Here is a 16,596-nt window from a genome sequence, read left to right as displayed (position 1 = left end):
CGCCGAGGGGGCGCGGTATGAGTACCACTACGCACACGACCGGACCCGACGCCGGGGGCCCGGGGGATTCCCGCGCGGTGCGGGAGGCGATGGCGGACCGGCTGCTGCGGGCCGCGACGCGGTCCGGTGCGCAGCTGGTGAGTGAGGCCGCCGTGCTCGTCCAGGGGGCGGCGGTGCTGGCCGACCCGATAGCCGGGGCCGTCTACAGCACGCCCGCCACCGCGGCGGCCGACGGTGTCCACGCCGCGGCCCATCCGCGGGAGCACCCGCACCATGTGCAGCGCCCGGCGGCCGGAGCCGTCCTCGTCCTGCATCCGGCGCCCACCCTGGCCGCCGAACACGTCGGGCTCGTCGCCACCACCACTGCGGCCCTCCTGGAGGTGCGTGGGCAGCGCGCCGCCGAGCTGCGCGCCGAGCAGATGCGGCTGCACAGCACCCTGCTCCGGCTGCTTCTGGCCGGTCACACCACCTCGGTCACGAACACCGTGCGCGCCGGCGAACTCACGCATGTCACGCTCTACCGGCTCACCGGCCCCGACGTCCCCACCGCCCACCAGGTCCTCTGGCGGGCCGTCCGCCCGTCCCTGGCCGGACACGGCGGCGCCTGCGCCCTGATCGGTGAGGTGGACGGCGAGCTCCTGGTCGCCGAACTCCACCACGGCAGCGACGACGGGCGGGTCCTGCGCCTGGTCTCCCGGGTGAGCGAACGTCACAACCTCCTCGCGGGCCTGGCCGGACCGCTGCCCCTGGCCGAGGCGCCCACCGCCCACGCCGACGCGGCGGCGGCCCGGCACAGCGCCACCCCCGCCCACCGCATCGTCCCCGCCGACGCCGTCGGCACCCCTCAGCTAGCCCGCCTGCTCCCCCCTGGCCCGTACACCGCCTGGGCGCGGTCCGTGCTGAGCCCGCTGACCCCGGACCACCGGCACCTGCTCCTGGTCCGGCTCCGCACCGGCAGCGCCCCCCGTGCCGCCGCCGCGCTCGGGCTCTCGCCCGGCACCGTCCGCACCCGGCTCCGCGGCCTTGCCGCCCTCCTCGGCGCGGACCTCGGCGACATCACCGTGCAGGCCCATCTGCTGCTCGCGCTCCGCGCCCCGACGCGGGGCGACGGCCATGAGGACAGCAACTGCCAGGCGGGGAGCAACGGCCAGGAGGAGAGCAGCCGCAAGGAAGACGGCCAGGCCCGGCTGGAGACGCTGCCCGGCGGGATCCTGGACACCGACGCGGCCCGCACCTGGGCCGTCGGCCTGGTCGGGGGGCTCGAACCGCACCTGCGTATCGCGCTCGCCTGCTGGCTGCGCCACCACGCCAGAACCGCTCCCGCCGCGACCGAACTGCACGTCCACCGAACCACCCTGACGATCTGGCTCACCCGGTGCGCCGAGCGCCTCGGGCAGAACCTCGCCGATGCCGCCGTGCGGGCCGAACTGCACCTCGCCCTGGAGGCCACCGCGAAGGACGGGGACGACCCGCGGTCTCTGCCTCGGAGGGGCGGCCGCACCTACCGCCGCCTCTGAGCTGTCCCCCCTCGGGGGAGAGTGGCCGGAAAGTACACCTTGACCCGGTCATGACATGGCTCCATCCTGTGCCCGTCGCACAGCTCCACCCCCCACCCCGACGGACTCAGGAGACTGCCAGCATGCGACTCGCCAACACACGGAAATCCCGCCCGGCGAAAGCCGGAACGAAGGCCGGCACGGCCAGGACGAAGGCCCGGCGGAACGCCACCCTCGCCGTCCTGCTCGCCCTCGGTCTCGCCGCCCCGGCGACCGCCGTGGCCACAGCCGGGCCCGCCGCCCGTAACGCGGCCGTCGCGGCGGACGAGCGGCCGGTCCAGTACGAGATCACCGGGCGCACCACCCCTGCCGCCCGCACCGCGATCCTCCGCACGGGCGTCACGATCGACGAGGTCCACGACCACGGCATCGTGATCAGCGCGAAGGCTGACCAGGTCAGGAAACTCCGGGCCACGGGCCACGTCCTGGAGGCCCTGCCCGCACCGGACGCCCACGCCCACGGCGAGGAAGGCGTCGGCGCGCTCGACTTCCCGCCGGCCGACTCCCGCTACCACAACTACGCCGAGATGACGGCGGCGATCGACGCCCGTATCGCCGCCAACCCCTCGATCATGAGCAAGCGCGTCATCGGCAGGACCTACCAGGGCCGCGACATCGTCGCGATCAAGATCAGCGACAACGTGGCCACCGACGAGGCCGAGCCCGAGGTCCTGTTCACCGCCCACCAGCACGCCCGCGAGCACCTGACGGTCGAGATGTCGCTCTACCTGCTGCGCGAGTTCGCGGCGGGGTACGGGAACGACTCCCGGATCACCCAGGCGGTCAACGGCCGCGAGCTGTGGATCATCCCGGACATGAACCCGGACGGCGGCGAGTACGACATCGCCACCGGCTCGTACCGCAGCTGGCGCAAGAACCGGCAGCCCAACTCCGGCTCCACCGCCGTGGGCACCGACCTCAACCGCAACTGGGCCTACAAGTGGGGCTGCTGCGGCGGCTCCTCCTCCAGCCCGTCCTCGGACACCTACCGGGGCCGGGCCGCCGAGTCCGCGCCCGAGACGAAGGTCGTGGCGGACTTCGTACGCAGCCGGGTGGTCGGCGGGAGGCAGCAGATCACGGCGGCCATCGACTTCCACACGTACAGCGAGCTGGTGCTCTGGCCGTTCGGCTACACGTACAACGACACGGCCCCCGGCATGACGGCCGACGACCGCAACGCGTTCGCGGCGGTGGGCCGGAAGATGGCGGCGAGCAACGGGTACACCGCCGAGCAGTCCAGCGACCTCTACATCACGGACGGCTCGATCGACGACTGGCTGTGGGGCTCGCAGAGGATCTTCGGCTACACCTTCGAGATGTTCCCGCGCTCGGCCTCGGGCGGCGGCTTCTACCCGCCCGACGAGGTCATCGAGCGCGAGACCTCCCGTAACCGGGACGCGGTCCTGCAACTGATCGAGAACGCGGACTGCATGTACCGGTCGATCGGCAAGGAGGCGCAGTACTGCTGACCGGTCATCGCCGGCTGGGCCCCGGTGCGGGCCGTTGCTCATGCCCGCACCGGAGCTCAGGCCACGTCGTGCACGCTGTGTTCGGCGGGATCCGGGGCGGGGCGGGCGACCGTGCGGTAGTCGAGGTCGTCATGGATGGCCAACAGGCCGTGATGGGCCGCCGTGGCGGCGATGATGAGGTCCACGGCGGAAGCGCCCCGGTGCTGACCGGCGCGTGCCATGCGGCGCTGGACCGAGGCGATCCAGAGCTTCATCGTCCATGCCCCAGGGTCACCGACCTCTCCGGCCGCCCTTCGTGTGGGTCATGCACATAGAGTCGTATGGCGCCGACATTCCCTTACGCGAGCCGCTTCCGGCCTTAGGGTGCCGCTATGTGCGGAATCGTGGGTTATGTCGGTGGTCAGTCGGCGCAGGATGTCGTCGTCGCGGGACTCAAACGCCTCGAATACCGGGGCTACGACTCGGCGGGTGTCGCCGTTCTCGCGGACGGCGGGCTCGCCGCCGCGAAGAAGGCGGGCAAGCTCGTCAATCTGGAGAAGGAGCTGGGGGACCGGCCGCTGCCGACCGGGCGGACCGGGATCGGTCATACGCGGTGGGCGACACACGGGGCGCCCAACGACGTGAACGCCCACCCCCACCTGGACAACGCGGGCCGGGTCGCCGTCGTCCACAACGGGATCATCGAGAACTTCGCGGCCCTGCGGCGCGAGCTGACCGGGCGCGGGCACGCCCTGGGGTCGGAGACCGACACCGAGGTCGTCGCGCACCTGCTGGCCGAGGCGTTCTCGGCGGGCGGGGACCTCGCGGGCGCCATGCGGCAGGTCTGCCGGCGGCTGGAGGGGGCGTTCACCCTCGTCGCCGTGCACGCGGACCAGCCGGACGTCGTGGTCGGGGCCCGGCGCAACTCGCCGCTCGTGGTGGGGGTGGGGGCCGACGAGTGGTTCCTGGCCTCCGACGTCGCCGCGTTCATCGCCCACACCCGGTCCGCCATCGAACTCGGCCAGGACCAGGTCGTCGAGCTGAGCCGGGAGGGCGTCACCGTCACCGGGTTCGACGGGGCCCTCGCCGAGGTGCGCGAGTACCACGTCGACTGGGACGCCTCCGCCGCCGAGAAGGGCGGTCACGCCTCCTTCATGCTCAAGGAGATCGCCGACCAGCCCCAGGCCGTCGCCGACACCCTCCTCGGCCGGATCGACGGCGAGGGGGCGCTGACTCTGGACGAGGTGCGCATCCCCGACGCCGAACTCCGCGAGGTCGACAAGGTCGTCATCGTCGCCTGCGGGACCGCCTTCCACGCCGGGATGATCGCCAAGTACGCCATCGAGCACTGGACCCGGCTGCCCTGCGAGACCGAGCTCGCCAGCGAGTTCCGCTACCGCGACCCGATCCTCGACCAGCGCACCCTCGTCGTCGCCATCTCCCAGTCCGGCGAGACCATGGACACCCTGATGGCCCTCCGGCACGCCCGCGACCAGGGCGCGAAGGTGCTCGCCATCTGCAACACCAACGGCTCGACGATTCCGCGCGAATCCGATGCCGTCCTCTACACGCACGCCGGGCCCGAGGTCGCCGTCGCCTCCACCAAGGCCTTCCTCACCCAGCTCGTCGCCTGCTACCTCGTCGCCCTGTATCTGGGCCAGCTGCGGGGCACCAAGTGGGGTGACGAGATCCGTACGGTGGTGCGCCAGCTCTCCGCGATCTCCGGCGAGGTCGAACGCGTACTGGAGACCATGGAGCCCGTCCGCGAGCTGGCCCGCTCCCTGGCCCACCACGACACCGTGCTCTTCCTCGGGCGCCACGTCGGCTACCCGGTCGCCCTCGAAGGCGCGCTCAAGCTCAAGGAGCTCGCCTACATGCACGCCGAGGGGTTCGCGGCCGGGGAGCTCAAGCACGGGCCCATCGCGCTCATCGAGGAAGGCCTTCCGGTCGTCGTCATCGTGCCCTCGCCGCGCGGGCGTTCCGTGCTCCACGACAAGATCGTCTCCAACATCCAGGAGATCCGGGCGCGGGGGGCGCACACCATCGTCGTCGCCGAGGAGGGCGACGAGGCCGTCGTCCCGTACGCCGACCACCTCATCACCGTCCCCGCAACGCCTACGCTGCTTCAGCCGCTGGTCGCCACCGTGCCGCTCCAGGTCTTCGCCTGCGAGCTGGCGACGGCCCGTGGCAACGAAGTGGACCAGCCGCGCAATCTGGCGAAGTCCGTGACCGTGGAGTGAGCCGGGGCGCGCGCCCCGCGTGATGGGGATGGCGAGGGTGGGTTCGTGATCATCGGAGTCGGAATCGACGTGGCCGAGATCGAGCGGTTCGGCGCCGCGCTGGAGCGTACGCCCCAGTTGGCCGACCGGCTCTTCGTCGAGAGCGAGCTGACGCTGCCCAGCGGCGAGCGGCGCGGCATCGCCTCGCTCGCCGCCCGGTTCGCCGCGAAGGAGGCACTGGCGAAAGCGCTCGGCGCGCCGGGCGGACTGCTGTGGAGCGACGCGGAGGTCTGGGTCGAGGCCAGCGGGCAGCCCCGGCTGCGGGTGAGCGGCACGGTGGCCGCCCGCGCGGCCGAACTGGGCGTGCGCGGCTGGCACGTCTCGCTCAGCCATGACGCCGGGGTGGCTTCGGCCGTGGTGATCGCGGAGGGGTGAGGCGCTTCCGGTCGACGGGGGTGGCGTTCGGCCCCGTGATCGCCCAGGGTTGGCCCCATGCGACGTGCCTACAGCGTGGAGACCGTACGGGCCGCCGAGGCCGCCCTCATGAAGCGGGTGCCCGAAGGCGCCCTGATGCAGCGCGCCGCCGCCGGCCTCGCCGTGGCCTGCGGCGATCTGTTGCGGCGCAACGGCCGGGTGTACGGGTCCCGGGTCCTGCTCCTGGTCGGCAGCGGCGACAACGGGGGCGACGCCCTGTACGCGGGCGCACGCCTCGCCCGCCGGGGCGCCGGGGTGCGCGCCCTCCTCCTCTCGCCCGCCCGGGCGCACGCCGGCGGCCTCGCCGCGTTCCTGACCGCCGGGGGACAGGTGGCCGACGGCCCCGACGGGCTGGGGGGCCTGGACCTCGTCGTCGACGGCATCACCGGGATCGGCGGGATCGGCGGCCTGCGCGAGGACGCCGTCGCGCTGCTGCGGGCGGTGACCCGGGGCCGGGACCGTACGCCCGTCATCGCCGTCGACCTGCCCAGCGGGGTCGAGGCCGACAGCGGGGAGGTCCACGGCGAAGCCGTGACGGCCGACGCGACCGTCACCTTCGGCACGTACAAGCCCGGCCACCTGATCGACCCGGCCGCCGGACACGCGGGCGCCCTGCGGCTGGTGGACATCGGGCTCGGCCCGGAGCTGCCGGAGCCGCCGGACCTGGAGGCGCTCCAGTACGCGGACGTGGCGGCGCTGCTGCCGGTGCCGGGCGGCGAGAGCGACAAGTACAGCCGGGGAGTCGTCGGCGTCGTCGCCGGTTCCGATCGCTACCCGGGCGCGGCGGTCCTCGCGGTCGCGGGCGCCCTGCACGGCGGGGCCGGGGCGGTCCGGTACGTCGGGTCCGGCGCGGACGCGGTGATCGCCCGCTTCCCGGAGACGCTGGTGCACGCCGGGCCGCCGTCGAAGGCCGGACGCGTCCAGGCCTGGGTGATCGGGCCCGGCCTCGGGGACGGCAGGTGGGCGGAGGAAGCCGTCGCCGACGTGCTCGGCGCCGACGTCCCCGTACTGGTCGACGCGGACGGGCTGCGGCTGCTGGACGTGGAGACCGTACGGACCCGGACCGCCGCCACCGTCCTGACCCCGCATGCCGGGGAGGCCGCCGCCCTGCTCGGCGTGGCGCGCGAGGAGGTGGAGGCCGGGCGGCTCGCCGCCGTACGGGAACTGGCCGCCCGCTACCGCGCCACCGTGCTCCTCAAGGGGTCCACGACCCTGGTCGCGGAGGCCCGGGACACGCCCGTACGGGTCAACCCGACCGGGACCGGCTGGCTCGCCACGGCGGGCAGTGGCGATGTGCTCTCCGGGCTGACCGGGTCCCTGCTCGCGGCCGGGCTCGCCCCGCGCGACGCCGCGTCCGTCGGCGCCTACCTGCACGGGCTCGCCGCCCGGCACGGCTCCGACGGGGCCCCGGTCTCCGCGCAGGACGTCGCGGACGGCATCCCGGCGGCCTGGCGCGACGTGCGGGCGGGGTGAGCCGGGGCGAGGATCGAGACCCAGGACTCGAAGGGCGGTCGGCATGGTGAGCGGCAGCGACCCCGTACGCGTACGCAGGGTCTACGACCCGCCCGAGGACGGCGACGGCACCCGCGTCCTCGTCGACCGGCTCTGGCCGCGCGGCGTCCGTGAGGAGCGCGCCGCGATCGACGTGTGGCTGAAGGACGTCACCCCCTCGGACGAGCTGCGCTCCTGGTACCACCAGGACCGCTCCGGTGCCCGCCACGACACCTTCGTCGACCGCTACCGCACCGAGCTGGACGACCCGGCCCACACCGAGGCCGTCGACCGGCTGGCGGGCATCGTGCGCGAGGGCGGGCCCGTCACGCTGATCACCGCCGTCAAGGACGTGGCCGACAGTCATGTGCCCGTCCTGGTCGACCACCTCAACCATGTGATGAAACGTACATAGGCGTAGATACCGGCGTGCACTGCCGGGGAGGCGGCGGGCGCCTCTGAGAGACTGGGCGCGATGAACGAGACAGCGTCCCTGAGAGCCCGTGCCGAGATCGACCTCGCCGCGCTGCGCGCCAATGTGCGTGCCCTGCGAGAGCGGGCGGCCGGGGCACAGCTCATGGCCGTGGTGAAGTCCGACGGATACGGGCACGGCGCCGTGCCGTGCGCCCGGGCCGCCCGTGAGGCCGGCGCGACCTGGCTCGGCACCGCGACCCCGCACGAGGCCCTCGCCCTGCGGGACGCCGGTCTCGACGGCCGGATCATGTGCTGGCTCTGGACGCCGGGCGGACCCTGGCGCGATGCCGTCGAGGCCGACATCGACGTGTCGGTCAGCGCGATGTGGGCGCTGCGCGAGGTCGTCGCTGCCGCCGCTGCCGCCGGCCGTCCGGCCCGCGTCCAGCTCAAGGCCGACACCGGCCTCGGCCGCAACGGCTGCCAGCCCGCCGACTGGCCCGAACTCGTCGCCGAGGCCCGCGCCGCCGAGCGGACCGGGACCATCCGGATCACCGGCCTCTGGTCCCACTTCGCCTGCGCCGACGAGCCCGGCCACCCCTCGATCGCCGCCCAGCTCTCCGCGTTCCAGGACATGGTCGCGTACGCCGAGAAGGAGGGCGTCGACCCCGAGGTGCGCCACCTGGCCAACTCCCCGGCCACGCTGACGCTCCCCGAGGCCCACTTCGACCTCGTGCGGACCGGCATCGCGATGTACGGCGTCTCACCCGCCCCCGAACTGGGCACCCCCGCCGAGCTGGGGCTGCGCCCGGTGATGACGCTCGCCGCCGCCGTCGCCCTGGTCAAGGACGTCCCGGCCGGACACGGCGTCAGCTACGGCCACCACTACGCCACCGCCGCCGGGACGACGCTCGGCCTCATCCCCGTCGGGTACGCGGACGGCATCCCGCGCCATGCCTCGGGGCGCGGCCCCGTCCTGGTCGGCGGGAAGGTCCGCACGGCGGCGGGCCGCGTCGCCATGGACCAGTTCGTCGTCGACCTCGGCGGCGACCGGCCCGAAGCGGGCGCGGAGGCCGTGCTGTTCGGGCCGGGTGACCGGGGCGAGCCGAGCGTCGAGGACTGGGCGGTGGCCGCCGGCACCATCGGGTACGAGATCGTCACCCGGATCGGCAGCCGGGTACCGAGGGTGTACGTGAACGAGACGGCAGGTCCGGCAGGTCCGGCCGATCCGAGCGGGGGCGCACCACAGTGAGCGAGAACAGCGCGGGGGCGGCGGCGGGGGACGTCATGGCCGTGGCCGCCACGACAGCGGCCGGCTGGCGCCGGGCGGGCGTCGCCGGGGCCGCGATAGGAGTGCTCGCCGCCGGCGCGGCGGCCGGGGTCGCCGTCGAGCGGCTCACCGTCGGGCGCGGGATGCGCAAGAAGGCCCGCCTCGCGCTGGACGCGACCGGGCCCTACGGCTCGCTGCGCGGGACGCCCGGCCGGGCCGTCGCCGACGACGGGACCGAGCTGTACTACGAGGTCGACGAGGTGGAGCCCACGGCGCCCGCCGACGGAGCCGCGTCCGACGGCACCCGGCGCCGCCGGCTCTTCGGGCGCAGGGCCCCCGCCCCCGTCACCGTCGTCTTCAGCCACGGCTACTGCCTCGGCCAGGATTCATGGCACTTCCAGCGCGCCGTCCTGCGCGGCCTCGTCCGCGCCGTCTACTGGGACCAGCGCAGCCACGGGCGCTCCGAGCGCGGGCGCGCCCAGGCGCAGGGGGTGGCCCTTGGCATCGACCAGCTCGGTCGCGACCTCAAGGCCGTCATCGACGCGGCGGCCCCCGAGGGGCGCATCGTGCTCGTCGGCCATTCCATGGGCGGCATGACGATGATGGCGCTGGCCGACCAGTACCCGGCCCTCATCCGCGACCGGGTCGCCGCCGTGGCGTTCGTCGGCACCTCCAGCGGCAAGCTCGGCGAGGTCAACTTCGGGCTGCCGGTGGCGGGCGTACGGGCGGTGCGCCGGGTGCTGCCGGGGGTGCTTCGGGCGCTGGGTACGCAGGCGGAGCTGGTGGAGAAGGGGCGCCGGGCCACGGCCGACCTCTTCGCCGGGCTGATCAAGCGGTACTCGTTCAGCTCGCGGGACGTGGATCCGGCGGTCGCCAGGTTCGCGGAGCGGCTGATCGAGTCGACCCCGATCGACGTGGTCGCCGAGTTCTACCCGGCCTTCACCGAGCACGACAAGAGCGGTGCGCTGCCCGCCTTCCGGGACGTGCCGGTGCTGATCCTGGCCGGGGAGAAGGACCTGGTCACCCCCAGCTCGCACAGCGAGGCCATCGCGGACGTGCTGACGGAGGCCGAGCTGATCCTGGTGCCGGACGCCGGGCACCTGGTGATGCTGGAGCACCCGGAGACGGTCACCGACCGGCTGGCCGACCTGCTCGTACGCAGCGGAGCGGTGGCTGCCGCTAACGTTGGCGAGCATGGAAGCACCGCACAGCAGCCCGGCCGCTGAGATGGCTCCGGGCACCCCCACGGACCTCCCCGAGGCCGTCACCGTGACGATCACCGTCGACTCGCCCGGACAGATGCAGGATCTCGGCCGCCGCCTCGCCCGCGTCCTGGCCCCCGGCGACCTGGTCATGCTCACCGGCGAGCTGGGCGCCGGGAAGACGACGCTGACCCGGGGGCTCGGTGAGGGCCTCGGCGTGCGGGGCGCGGTCACCTCGCCCACCTTCGTCATCGCCCGCGTCCACCCCTCGCTGGTCGACGGGCCGGCCCTGGTCCACGTCGACGCGTACCGCCTGGGCGGCGGGCTCGACGAGATGGAGGACCTGGACCTCGACGTGTCGCTGCCGGACTCGGTGGTGGTCGTGGAGTGGGGCGACGGCAAGGTGGAGGAGCTCTCCGAGGACCGGCTGCGCGTGCTCATCGACCGCGCGACCGGCGCCACGGACGACGAGCGGCGCGAGGTGACCCTGGTCGGCATCGGGGCGCGCTGGGCCAAGCTGCGGGAGGACCTGGCGTAGCCGGGGTGTCACGCCGAGGTCGCCTTCCCGACGGGCTGTCGGTAAATTGTTGCGCGGGGGACCGTGGTCGTGGTCACATGGGTACGAGCCCTGGTTAGGTCTGCCTAACCACGACCTCCACCGCAACCCCAGGAGGCATCCATGCCGACGCCCGAGCGTGCGGAGCGGCCACGGCAGCAGCCGGCGCCGTCCGACCTGCCGATGAAGGATCTGCTCGCCTCGTGCGCGGCGGCCACCGCGGTCTCCACCCCTCCGAGCGATCCGGAGGCTTCCGAGGCGTCCGAGGGGGACGCGGAGACCGGGCACGGGAGCGCTGAGCGGCGCCGGGCGGCTTAGGACGCCCCTCGGAGTGCACGGGACGCTGTGAAGCGCACCGGGCTTACGGGACGACGACCACCTTGGCGCCGACCGTCGCGAAGGTCCACATCGCGTGGCCGTCCGCCCGCTTCATCCGTACGCCGCCGGTCCTCGACTGCGGGTCCGGGGCCTGCATCGACCCGTCCTGCGCCGCGCTGAAGCCCACCGCGACCTCGCCGACGTTGGCGAAGCGCACCACGTGCTCGATGGGGATGCCGTCCGAGCCCTGGACCGTGCCCGAGCGCGAGGTGACCTGGTAGACCCCGGGCGGCGGGCTCACGGGGCTCGGCATCACCGTGAACGTACGGAGCGCCTTCTCGTTGCCGTCCACCAGCCACACCCGCCGGTCCTTCAGCGCGTAGACGACGCGCTCACCGGTGTCCGAGTCCGCCGGGACCGCGAGGGGGTCCTTCGTGGGCTTCGGCTTCGCGGCGGGCTGAGCGGAGGCGGAGGCCGATGCCTTCGGGGGGGCCGAGGAGGAGGACGCCACCGATTCGGGTGCGTTCGCCGATGCCTGGTAGGCGAGGACGGCGACCGCGACGACCGCCGCCGCAGTGAGCCCGGCCACCATTCCCGAGCTTCCCCTTGACACCGTGCACTCCCCTTTCGGCGGCCGTCCGCCGCATGTCGCACGAACGTTGTCGTACAGGCGTTGTCGTACAAGCGTCGTACGGGCGTTGTCGTACAAGCGTTTACGTCGTACCCGCGGACACCCGGTGACGGTAGCAGCAGCGGACGGGCAGGCGGGGACGCCGTACGGGCGCCGTACCGCCGTCGGCGGAGCCGTAGGCTGTTTGCGTGCTCTTGCTCGCCATGGATACCGCCACGCCCGCCGTCACCGTCGCCCTGCACGACGGTGCGTCCGTCATCGCCTCGTCCGGTCAGGTCGACGCCCGCAGGCACGGTGAACTGCTGCTGCCCGCCGTCGACCGGGTCCTCGCCGAGGCCGGGGTGACACTCGACGCCGTGACGGGCGTGGTCGTGGGCGTCGGCCCCGGCCCCTACACCGGGCTGCGCGTCGGCCTGGTCACCGCGGCGACCTTCGGCTCCGCCCTCTCCGTACCGGTGCACGGCCTCTGCACCCTGGACGGCCTCGCGTACGCCGCCGGGCAGGACGGCCTGGAAGGGCCCTTCGCCGTGGCGACGGACGCGCGTCGCAAGGAGGTCTACTGGGCGCGGTACGAGGACGCCCGCACCCGTACGGGGGACCCCGCCGTCGACCGGCCCGCCGACATCGCCGAGGCACTCGCCGGGCTCCCCGTGGCCGGCCAGGGCGCTGTGCTCTACCCGGACGCCTTCCCGGACGCGCGCGGCCCCGAACACGTGGCCGCCGGGGCGCTCGCCGCGCTCGCCGCCGAACGGCTCGCCGCCGGGCAGGAGCTCCTGGAGCCGCAGCCGCTCTATCTGCGCCGGCCCGACGCGCAGGTGCCGAAGAACTACAAGGTGGTCACCCCGACGTGAGCGCTGCGAACACGGCGCACCCGGCCGGCACGGCCGTCCTGCGCGAGATGCGCTGGTGGGACATCGAACCGGTGCTGGAGCTGGAGCACGCTCTCTTCCCGGACGACGCCTGGTCGCCCGGCATGTTCTGGTCCGAGCTGGCCCACGCCCGCGGCCCCGGCGCCACCCGCCACTACGTCGTCGCCGAGGACCCGGCCACCGGCCGGATCACCGGGTACGCCGGGCTCGCCGCCCTCGGCGAACTCTCCGACGTCCAGACCATCGCGGTCAGCCGCGAGGCCTGGGGCACCGGCCTCGGCTCCGAACTCCTCTCGGACCTGCTGAAGGCCGCGACCGCCTTCGAGTGCGCCACCGTGCTCCTCGAAGTGCGGGTCGACAACGCCCGCGCGCAGAAGCTGTACGAGCGCTTCGGCTTCGAGCCGATCGGCTTCCGGCGCGGCTATTACCAGCCGGGGAACATCGACGCGCTCGTCATGCGCCTCACCATGCACGAGCAAGCAGTACAAGAGCACGCGCAAGCAGTACAAGAGAACGCACCAGAGACCGGGACTGAATGATGGCTGCCGACGAACCCCTCGTACTCGGCATCGAGACCTCCTGCGACGAGACCGGCGTCGGCATCGTGCGCGGGACGACCCTGCTCGCGGACGCCGTCGCCTCCAGCGTCGACACCCACGCCCGCTTCGGCGGCGTCGTCCCGGAGATCGCCTCCCGCGCCCACCTGGAGGCGATGGTCCCCACCATCGAGCGCGCCCTGAGGGAGGCCGGGGTCAGCGCCCGCGACCTCGACGGGATCGCCGTCACCTCGGGTCCCGGGCTCGCGGGCGCGCTGCTGGTCGGCGTCTCGGCCGCGAAGGCGTACGCGTACGCCCTGAACAAGCCGCTCTACGGGGTCAACCACCTCGCCTCGCACATCTGCGTCGACCAGCTGGAGCACGGCCCGCTGCCCGAGCCGACCATGGCGCTCCTGGTCAGCGGCGGCCACTCCTCCCTCCTACTGGCCCCCGACATCACCAGCGACGTCCGCCCCCTCGGCGCGACCATCGACGACGCGGCGGGCGAGGCGTTCGACAAGATCGCCCGCGTGCTCAGCCTCGGCTTCCCCGGCGGCCCGGTCATCGACCGCCTCGCGAAGGAGGGCGACCCGAAGGCCATCGCCTTCCCGCGCGGCCTGACCGGCCCCCGCGACGCCCCGTACGACTTCTCCTTCTCCGGCCTGAAGACCTCGGTCGCCCGCTGGATCGAGGCGAAGCGAGCGGCGGGCGAGGAGGTGCCGGTACGGGATGTGGCGGCGTCCTTCCAGGAGGCCGTGGTGGACGTGCTCACCCGAAAGGCCGTACGGGCCTGCAAGGACGAGGGCGTCGACCACCTGATGATCGGCGGCGGGGTGGCGGCCAACTCCCGCCTCCGCGCGCTGGCCCAGGAGCGGTGCGAGCGGGCGGGCATCCGGCTGCGGGTGCCGCGGCCCGGGCTCTGCACGGACAACGGCGCGATGGTCGCGGCGCTCGGCGCGGAGATGGTCGCCCGCAACCGCCGCCCCTCGGACCTGGAGCTCTCGGCGGACTCGTCGCTGCCGGTGACGGTGCCGCACGTGCCGGGGGCCGCGCATGGCCACGGGCACGCGCACTCCCACGACCACGTGCACGAGATCAGCAAGGACAACCTCTACTCATGAGCGCCGCGACCATCGTCCTGATGTGGGAGGCCCGCGCCGTGGAGGGCCGCGGCGACGAACTCCTGGAGTGGGCCCGCGCCCGGTCCGCCGAGCTCTCCCGCGAGCCCGCCCGCCGCGAACTGCTGCGCGCCCCGCAGGACCGGGTGCTGGTCATGACGTGGTGGGAGGACGCTTCGTACGCCGACGACCTCCCCGAACTCCCCGAGCCCGACGCCGCCCTGATCACCCGGCCGGTGCACCGGTGGCGGTTCGAGGCGGTGGGGTGAGGAGCGCCTTCACGAGGCCCGTCGGCTGATCAGCCCCTCCACGGTCGCGTCCGGCTCGGCGGCGGTCTCGTGGTCGGCGGCGTACTCCCGCCAGTGCTCCTTCACCTCGGTGAGCCGGGGGAGCTCCGCCGCGTCCTTCTCGGTGATCATCTCGGGGAGGAACTCCCGGCGGAAGGTCTGCTCCGCCCGGGAGGACGCCGCCGGCCGATGAGTCCCGGCGCCCGGGCCGGTCTACCTTCCACGAGGTCCGAGAGGCTTCCAGGAGGTCCGAGAGGCTTCCACGAGGTCCGAGCGGCCTGCGACGACCGGATTCCCGACGAGGAGACGACGACCATGCAGAAGATCACCCCCTGTCTCTGGTACGACGGCCAGGCGAAGGAGGCGGCCGAGCACTACATCGCGATCTTCGGCGGCGACTCCCGCATCCTGGACATCAGCCGCTACGGCGAGGCCGGCCCCGGCCGGGCCGGTGACGTCCTCACCGTCAGCTTCAGCCTCGCGGGACAGGAGTACACGGGGCTCAACGGCGGACCGCAGTCCCCCTTCACCGAGGCGGTCTCGCTCGCCGTGGACTGCGCCGACCAGGCCGAGGTCGACCGGCTCTGGGCCGCGCTCACCGAGGGCGGCGAGGAGGGGCGGTGCGGCTGGCTCAAGGACCGGTACGGGGTCTCCTGGCAGCTCGTCCCGAGCGAGCTGCCGAAGCTGCTCACCGACCCGGACCCGGCGAAGGCCGAACGGACCATGAAGGCCATGCTCTCCATGGGAAAGCCGGACATCCAGGCGCTGCGGGACGCCTGAGCCCGGCAGCCCGGCAGCCCGGCCCCGGCAATCGCTGCTCGCCTACGACTCCTCGACCGCGATGGCGTTGCGCCACACGGTCACGTCCAGCGTCATGTAGTCGGCCGCCGCATCGGCCGCGGGCAGGGCCCGGACGACGATCAGAGCGAGGTGCCCGTTCTCCGTACGGACACAGATCTGGGTACCTCGCACCAGCCGGTCGAGCGCCAGTTCCGTGGAGAACCGGGTTTCGGACCGGCAGGTCTGCAGATCGCCCTCCTGCCCCGGGTTGAGCAGCACCATCGACCCGTTCGTCCGCACCACACTGCTGACGGAGCTGTACGCGAAGTCGCCGTCGCTGCCGAGGCGCGGGCTGTCCGTGCTGTCCGCGAGCGTCAGGTGGTAGCGGGCGGTCAGGTCGATGGACTTGTACACGACGGGCTCGGGGTCCGGCAGCGGTGCGGCGCCGCTCCCCTCGTCGTCGTCGTCCGGCGTTCCGGCCCCGGCCGAGGGCGCACTCGCGGCCCTTCCCGCCGTCCGCGTCGCCCTTGGGGCCGTACAGCGCGTACCCGCCGCCGGCTCCGACGACGAGGGCCGCGACGACGGCGATCGTGACGAACAGGCCGGTGCGCTTCTTCTCCGGCCCCTTCGGCGCGGGCCCTTGGGGCTGCTGCGGCTGGTGTCCGGTGGACGGGTACGCCGCGGGGTAGCCGCCGGAGGGCGAGCCGGTCTGCGGGTAGCCGTACGGGCCGGGCTGCTGCGCGGGCCCCGAGTGCGACGGGTAGCCGTACGCGCCCTGCGGCTGCGTCGGGCAGCCGTACGCGCCCGGCGCCGGGTTCGTCGGCACGGTCGGCTGCTGGTGGGCCCCGGATGCACATGGGGCCGGCGCGGCTCGGCGTGCTGGGGATGTGGGCCGGGGTCGCCGCTTCCGGCTGGCTGCTGGTGGGTGCGGCGCTCGTCCTGTTCGAGCAGGCGCAGGACATCTTCAGCGGGTTCGCCGGAGTGCTGTCCCTGGTCCTCGGGATGGCGGCGCTGGTGCCGGCCGTCGCCTTCGTCTGCCTCTACCTCGCCCGCGACCGTAAGGCCCGCGCGCTGCTCGCGGAGTGGGGCGCCCTGGACCACGACCCGGAGCGCGACCGCGAGCTGCGGCTGCCGGGGGTGAGCCTGGTCTGGCTGGTGCTGTCGTTCACCGTGGCGGCGGTGGGGCTGGCGCTCTGCGTGATCGGCCCGGCGAGCGTCCGGCCCGGCGACGACACGTACGCGACGGTCGCGCTGCTCATGGGCCTCGGCATGATCGCCTGGCTCACCGGTCTCATCGGCGCGGTCAAGGCGCTGGCGCACCGCCGCTGGGTGCTGCGGGTCCTGACTGTGCCCGCTGTGCCCGCCGTGGCCGCTGTGCCCGCCGTGGCCGAGCGACCCGCAGCACCGGCTCAACCCTGACGCCGCCTCCA

20 protein-coding genes are annotated in these 16,596 nt (G+C 73.7%); 16 read left to right on the top strand and 4 right to left on the bottom strand.

Annotated elements, in window-relative coordinates; translation table 11 throughout:
- Positions 1-17: 17 nt before the first annotated feature.
- The gene (locus ABZ154_RS27145) at positions 18-1,517 is read left to right on the top strand and encodes a helix-turn-helix domain-containing protein (RefSeq protein WP_356836805.1); all 1,500 of its coding nucleotides are present in this window, start codon (positions 18-20) and stop codon (positions 1,515-1,517) included.
- Between the two features lie 122 nt (positions 1,518-1,639).
- Positions 1,640-3,025 carry a M14 family metallopeptidase gene (locus ABZ154_RS27140; RefSeq protein ID WP_356836803.1) on the top strand — a complete coding sequence of 462 codons (1,386 nt, stop codon included), beginning with the start codon at positions 1,640-1,642 and terminating at the stop codon, positions 3,023-3,025.
- A gap of 56 nt (positions 3,026-3,081) precedes the next feature.
- Here the strand turns inward: ABZ154_RS27140 and ABZ154_RS27135 are convergent, their stop codons facing one another.
- The gene (locus ABZ154_RS27135; protein WP_356836802.1) at positions 3,082-3,279 is read right to left on the bottom strand and encodes a hypothetical protein; all 198 of its coding nucleotides are present in this window, start codon (positions 3,277-3,279) and stop codon (positions 3,082-3,084) included.
- Between the two features lie 117 nt (positions 3,280-3,396).
- Between ABZ154_RS27135 and glmS the strand changes: the two genes are divergently transcribed.
- The 8 genes from glmS (at position 3,397) to ABZ154_RS27095 (ending at position 10,945) form a co-directional block, all read left to right on the top strand.
- On the top strand, positions 3,397-5,244 hold the full coding sequence (gene glmS, locus ABZ154_RS27130) for a glutamine--fructose-6-phosphate transaminase (isomerizing) (RefSeq protein ID WP_356836800.1): 1,848 nt from the start codon (positions 3,397-3,399) through the stop codon (positions 5,242-5,244).
- A 45-nt stretch (positions 5,245-5,289) separates the two neighbouring features.
- Positions 5,290-5,658, top strand: coding sequence for a holo-ACP synthase (locus ABZ154_RS27125; RefSeq protein WP_026241205.1), 369 nt, complete (start codon positions 5,290-5,292; stop codon positions 5,656-5,658).
- Between the two features lie 57 nt (positions 5,659-5,715).
- Positions 5,716-7,170, top strand: a complete 1,455-nt coding sequence (locus ABZ154_RS27120) for an NAD(P)H-hydrate dehydratase (RefSeq protein ID WP_356836798.1) — start codon at positions 5,716-5,718, stop codon at positions 7,168-7,170.
- A gap of 43 nt (positions 7,171-7,213) precedes the next feature.
- Positions 7,214-7,603, top strand: coding sequence for a DUF488 family protein (locus ABZ154_RS27115; protein WP_356836796.1), 390 nt, complete (start codon positions 7,214-7,216; stop codon positions 7,601-7,603).
- A 60-nt stretch (positions 7,604-7,663) separates the two neighbouring features.
- A complete protein-coding gene (alr, locus tag ABZ154_RS27110) occupies positions 7,664-8,851 on the top strand; it encodes an alanine racemase (protein ID WP_356836794.1) in 1,188 nt (395 codons plus the stop codon).
- 35 nt (positions 8,852-8,886) lie between these two features.
- Positions 8,887-10,095 carry an alpha/beta hydrolase gene (locus ABZ154_RS27105; protein ID WP_356836849.1) on the top strand — a complete coding sequence of 403 codons (1,209 nt, stop codon included), beginning with the start codon at positions 8,887-8,889 and terminating at the stop codon, positions 10,093-10,095.
- Positions 10,064-10,609, top strand: a complete 546-nt coding sequence (gene tsaE / locus ABZ154_RS27100) for a tRNA (adenosine(37)-N6)-threonylcarbamoyltransferase complex ATPase subunit type 1 TsaE (protein WP_356836792.1) — start codon at positions 10,064-10,066, stop codon at positions 10,607-10,609. The genes ABZ154_RS27105 and tsaE overlap by 32 nt, the downstream gene beginning before the upstream one ends.
- 141 nt (positions 10,610-10,750) lie before the next feature.
- Positions 10,751-10,945, top strand: a complete 195-nt coding sequence (locus ABZ154_RS27095; protein WP_356836790.1) for a hypothetical protein — start codon at positions 10,751-10,753, stop codon at positions 10,943-10,945.
- Positions 10,946-10,988: 43 nt separating this feature from the next.
- Here ABZ154_RS27095 and ABZ154_RS27090 read toward each other — a convergent pair whose 3' ends face one another.
- Positions 10,989-11,537 (bottom strand): hypothetical protein, encoded by a 549-nt coding sequence (locus ABZ154_RS27090; RefSeq protein ID WP_356836847.1) that lies wholly within the window; start codon positions 11,535-11,537, stop codon positions 10,989-10,991.
- Positions 11,538-11,779: 242 nt separating this feature from the next.
- On the opposite strand from ABZ154_RS27090, the gene tsaB reads away from it, so the two are divergent.
- From tsaB to ABZ154_RS27070, 4 genes are read left to right on the top strand one after another with little or no spacing between them, the layout of a single operon-like run.
- Positions 11,780-12,427, top strand: coding sequence for a tRNA (adenosine(37)-N6)-threonylcarbamoyltransferase complex dimerization subunit type 1 TsaB (tsaB, locus tag ABZ154_RS27085; protein WP_356836845.1), 648 nt, complete (start codon positions 11,780-11,782; stop codon positions 12,425-12,427).
- Positions 12,428-12,474: 47 nt separating this feature from the next.
- Positions 12,475-12,984, top strand: coding sequence for a ribosomal protein S18-alanine N-acetyltransferase (rimI, locus tag ABZ154_RS27080; RefSeq protein WP_356836843.1), 510 nt, complete (start codon positions 12,475-12,477; stop codon positions 12,982-12,984).
- The gene (gene tsaD, locus ABZ154_RS27075) at positions 12,984-14,102 is read left to right on the top strand and encodes a tRNA (adenosine(37)-N6)-threonylcarbamoyltransferase complex transferase subunit TsaD (protein WP_356836788.1); all 1,119 of its coding nucleotides are present in this window, start codon (positions 12,984-12,986) and stop codon (positions 14,100-14,102) included. Before rimI ends, tsaD begins: the two co-directional genes overlap by 1 nt.
- A complete protein-coding gene (locus ABZ154_RS27070) occupies positions 14,099-14,368 on the top strand; it encodes a hypothetical protein (protein ID WP_356836786.1) in 270 nt (89 codons plus the stop codon). Before tsaD ends, ABZ154_RS27070 begins: the two co-directional genes overlap by 4 nt.
- A 9-nt stretch (positions 14,369-14,377) precedes the next feature.
- Here ABZ154_RS27070 and ABZ154_RS27065 read toward each other — a convergent pair whose 3' ends face one another.
- Entirely contained in the window at positions 14,378-14,518 is a 141-nt protein-coding gene (locus ABZ154_RS27065) for a hypothetical protein (RefSeq protein WP_356836784.1), read from the bottom strand.
- 183 nt (positions 14,519-14,701) lie between these two features.
- Here ABZ154_RS27065 and ABZ154_RS27060 point away from each other — a divergent pair, with 183 nt between their 5' ends.
- The gene (locus tag ABZ154_RS27060) at positions 14,702-15,166 is read left to right on the top strand and encodes a VOC family protein (RefSeq protein WP_356836782.1); all 465 of its coding nucleotides are present in this window, start codon (positions 14,702-14,704) and stop codon (positions 15,164-15,166) included.
- A gap of 42 nt (positions 15,167-15,208) precedes the next feature.
- Here the strand turns inward: ABZ154_RS27060 and ABZ154_RS27055 are convergent, their stop codons facing one another.
- Complete coding sequence (locus ABZ154_RS27055; RefSeq protein ID WP_356836780.1) at positions 15,209-15,580, bottom strand: hypothetical protein; 372 nt, start codon at positions 15,578-15,580, stop codon at positions 15,209-15,211.
- 435 nt (positions 15,581-16,015) lie between these two features.
- Between ABZ154_RS27055 and ABZ154_RS27050 the strand changes: the two genes are divergently transcribed.
- Positions 16,016-16,585, top strand: coding sequence for a hypothetical protein (locus ABZ154_RS27050; RefSeq protein WP_356836778.1), 570 nt, complete (start codon positions 16,016-16,018; stop codon positions 16,583-16,585).
- Positions 16,586-16,596: the final 11 nt, after the last annotated feature.

Origin of the sequence: Streptomyces sp. NPDC006261, from assembly GCF_040613515.1 — a bacterium.
In the GTDB taxonomy this organism is placed as follows: Bacteria; Actinomycetota; Actinomycetes; order Streptomycetales; family Streptomycetaceae; genus Streptomyces.
Note: the sequence above shows the minus strand (reverse complement) of the source record. Positions and strands in the feature narration are given on the sequence as shown.

Bases quoted from the DNA above. Each gene is read 5' to 3' on its own strand.
- ABZ154_RS27145 (WP_356836805.1), top strand. From the start codon at position 18: ATGAGTACCACTACGCACACGACCGGACCCGACGCCGGGGGCCCGGGG.
- ABZ154_RS27140 (WP_356836803.1), top strand. From the start codon at position 1,640: ATGCGACTCGCCAACACACGGAAATCCCGCCCGGCGAAAGCCGGAACG.
- ABZ154_RS27135 (WP_356836802.1), bottom strand. From the start codon at position 3,279: ATGAAGCTCTGGATCGCCTCGGTCCAGCGCCGCATGGCACGCGCCGGT.
- glmS (WP_356836800.1), top strand. From the start codon at position 3,397: ATGTGCGGAATCGTGGGTTATGTCGGTGGTCAGTCGGCGCAGGATGTC.
- ABZ154_RS27120 (WP_356836798.1), top strand. From the start codon at position 5,716: ATGCGACGTGCCTACAGCGTGGAGACCGTACGGGCCGCCGAGGCCGCC.
- ABZ154_RS27115 (WP_356836796.1), top strand. From the start codon at position 7,214: ATGGTGAGCGGCAGCGACCCCGTACGCGTACGCAGGGTCTACGACCCG.
- alr (WP_356836794.1), top strand. From the start codon at position 7,664: ATGAACGAGACAGCGTCCCTGAGAGCCCGTGCCGAGATCGACCTCGCC.
- ABZ154_RS27105 (WP_356836849.1), top strand. From the start codon at position 8,887: ATGGCCGTGGCCGCCACGACAGCGGCCGGCTGGCGCCGGGCGGGCGTC.
- tsaE (WP_356836792.1), top strand. From the start codon at position 10,064: ATGGAAGCACCGCACAGCAGCCCGGCCGCTGAGATGGCTCCGGGCACC.
- ABZ154_RS27095 (WP_356836790.1), top strand. From the start codon at position 10,751: ATGCCGACGCCCGAGCGTGCGGAGCGGCCACGGCAGCAGCCGGCGCCG.
- ABZ154_RS27090 (WP_356836847.1), bottom strand. From the start codon at position 11,537: ATGGTGGCCGGGCTCACTGCGGCGGCGGTCGTCGCGGTCGCCGTCCTC.
- tsaB (WP_356836845.1), top strand. From the start codon at position 11,780: ATGGATACCGCCACGCCCGCCGTCACCGTCGCCCTGCACGACGGTGCG.
- rimI (WP_356836843.1), top strand. From the start codon at position 12,475: ATGCGCTGGTGGGACATCGAACCGGTGCTGGAGCTGGAGCACGCTCTC.
- tsaD (WP_356836788.1), top strand. From the start codon at position 12,984: ATGGCTGCCGACGAACCCCTCGTACTCGGCATCGAGACCTCCTGCGAC.
- ABZ154_RS27070 (WP_356836786.1), top strand. From the start codon at position 14,099: ATGAGCGCCGCGACCATCGTCCTGATGTGGGAGGCCCGCGCCGTGGAG.
- ABZ154_RS27065 (WP_356836784.1), bottom strand. From the start codon at position 14,518: ATGATCACCGAGAAGGACGCGGCGGAGCTCCCCCGGCTCACCGAGGTG.
- ABZ154_RS27060 (WP_356836782.1), top strand. From the start codon at position 14,702: ATGCAGAAGATCACCCCCTGTCTCTGGTACGACGGCCAGGCGAAGGAG.
- ABZ154_RS27050 (WP_356836778.1), top strand. From the start codon at position 16,016: ATGCACATGGGGCCGGCGCGGCTCGGCGTGCTGGGGATGTGGGCCGGG.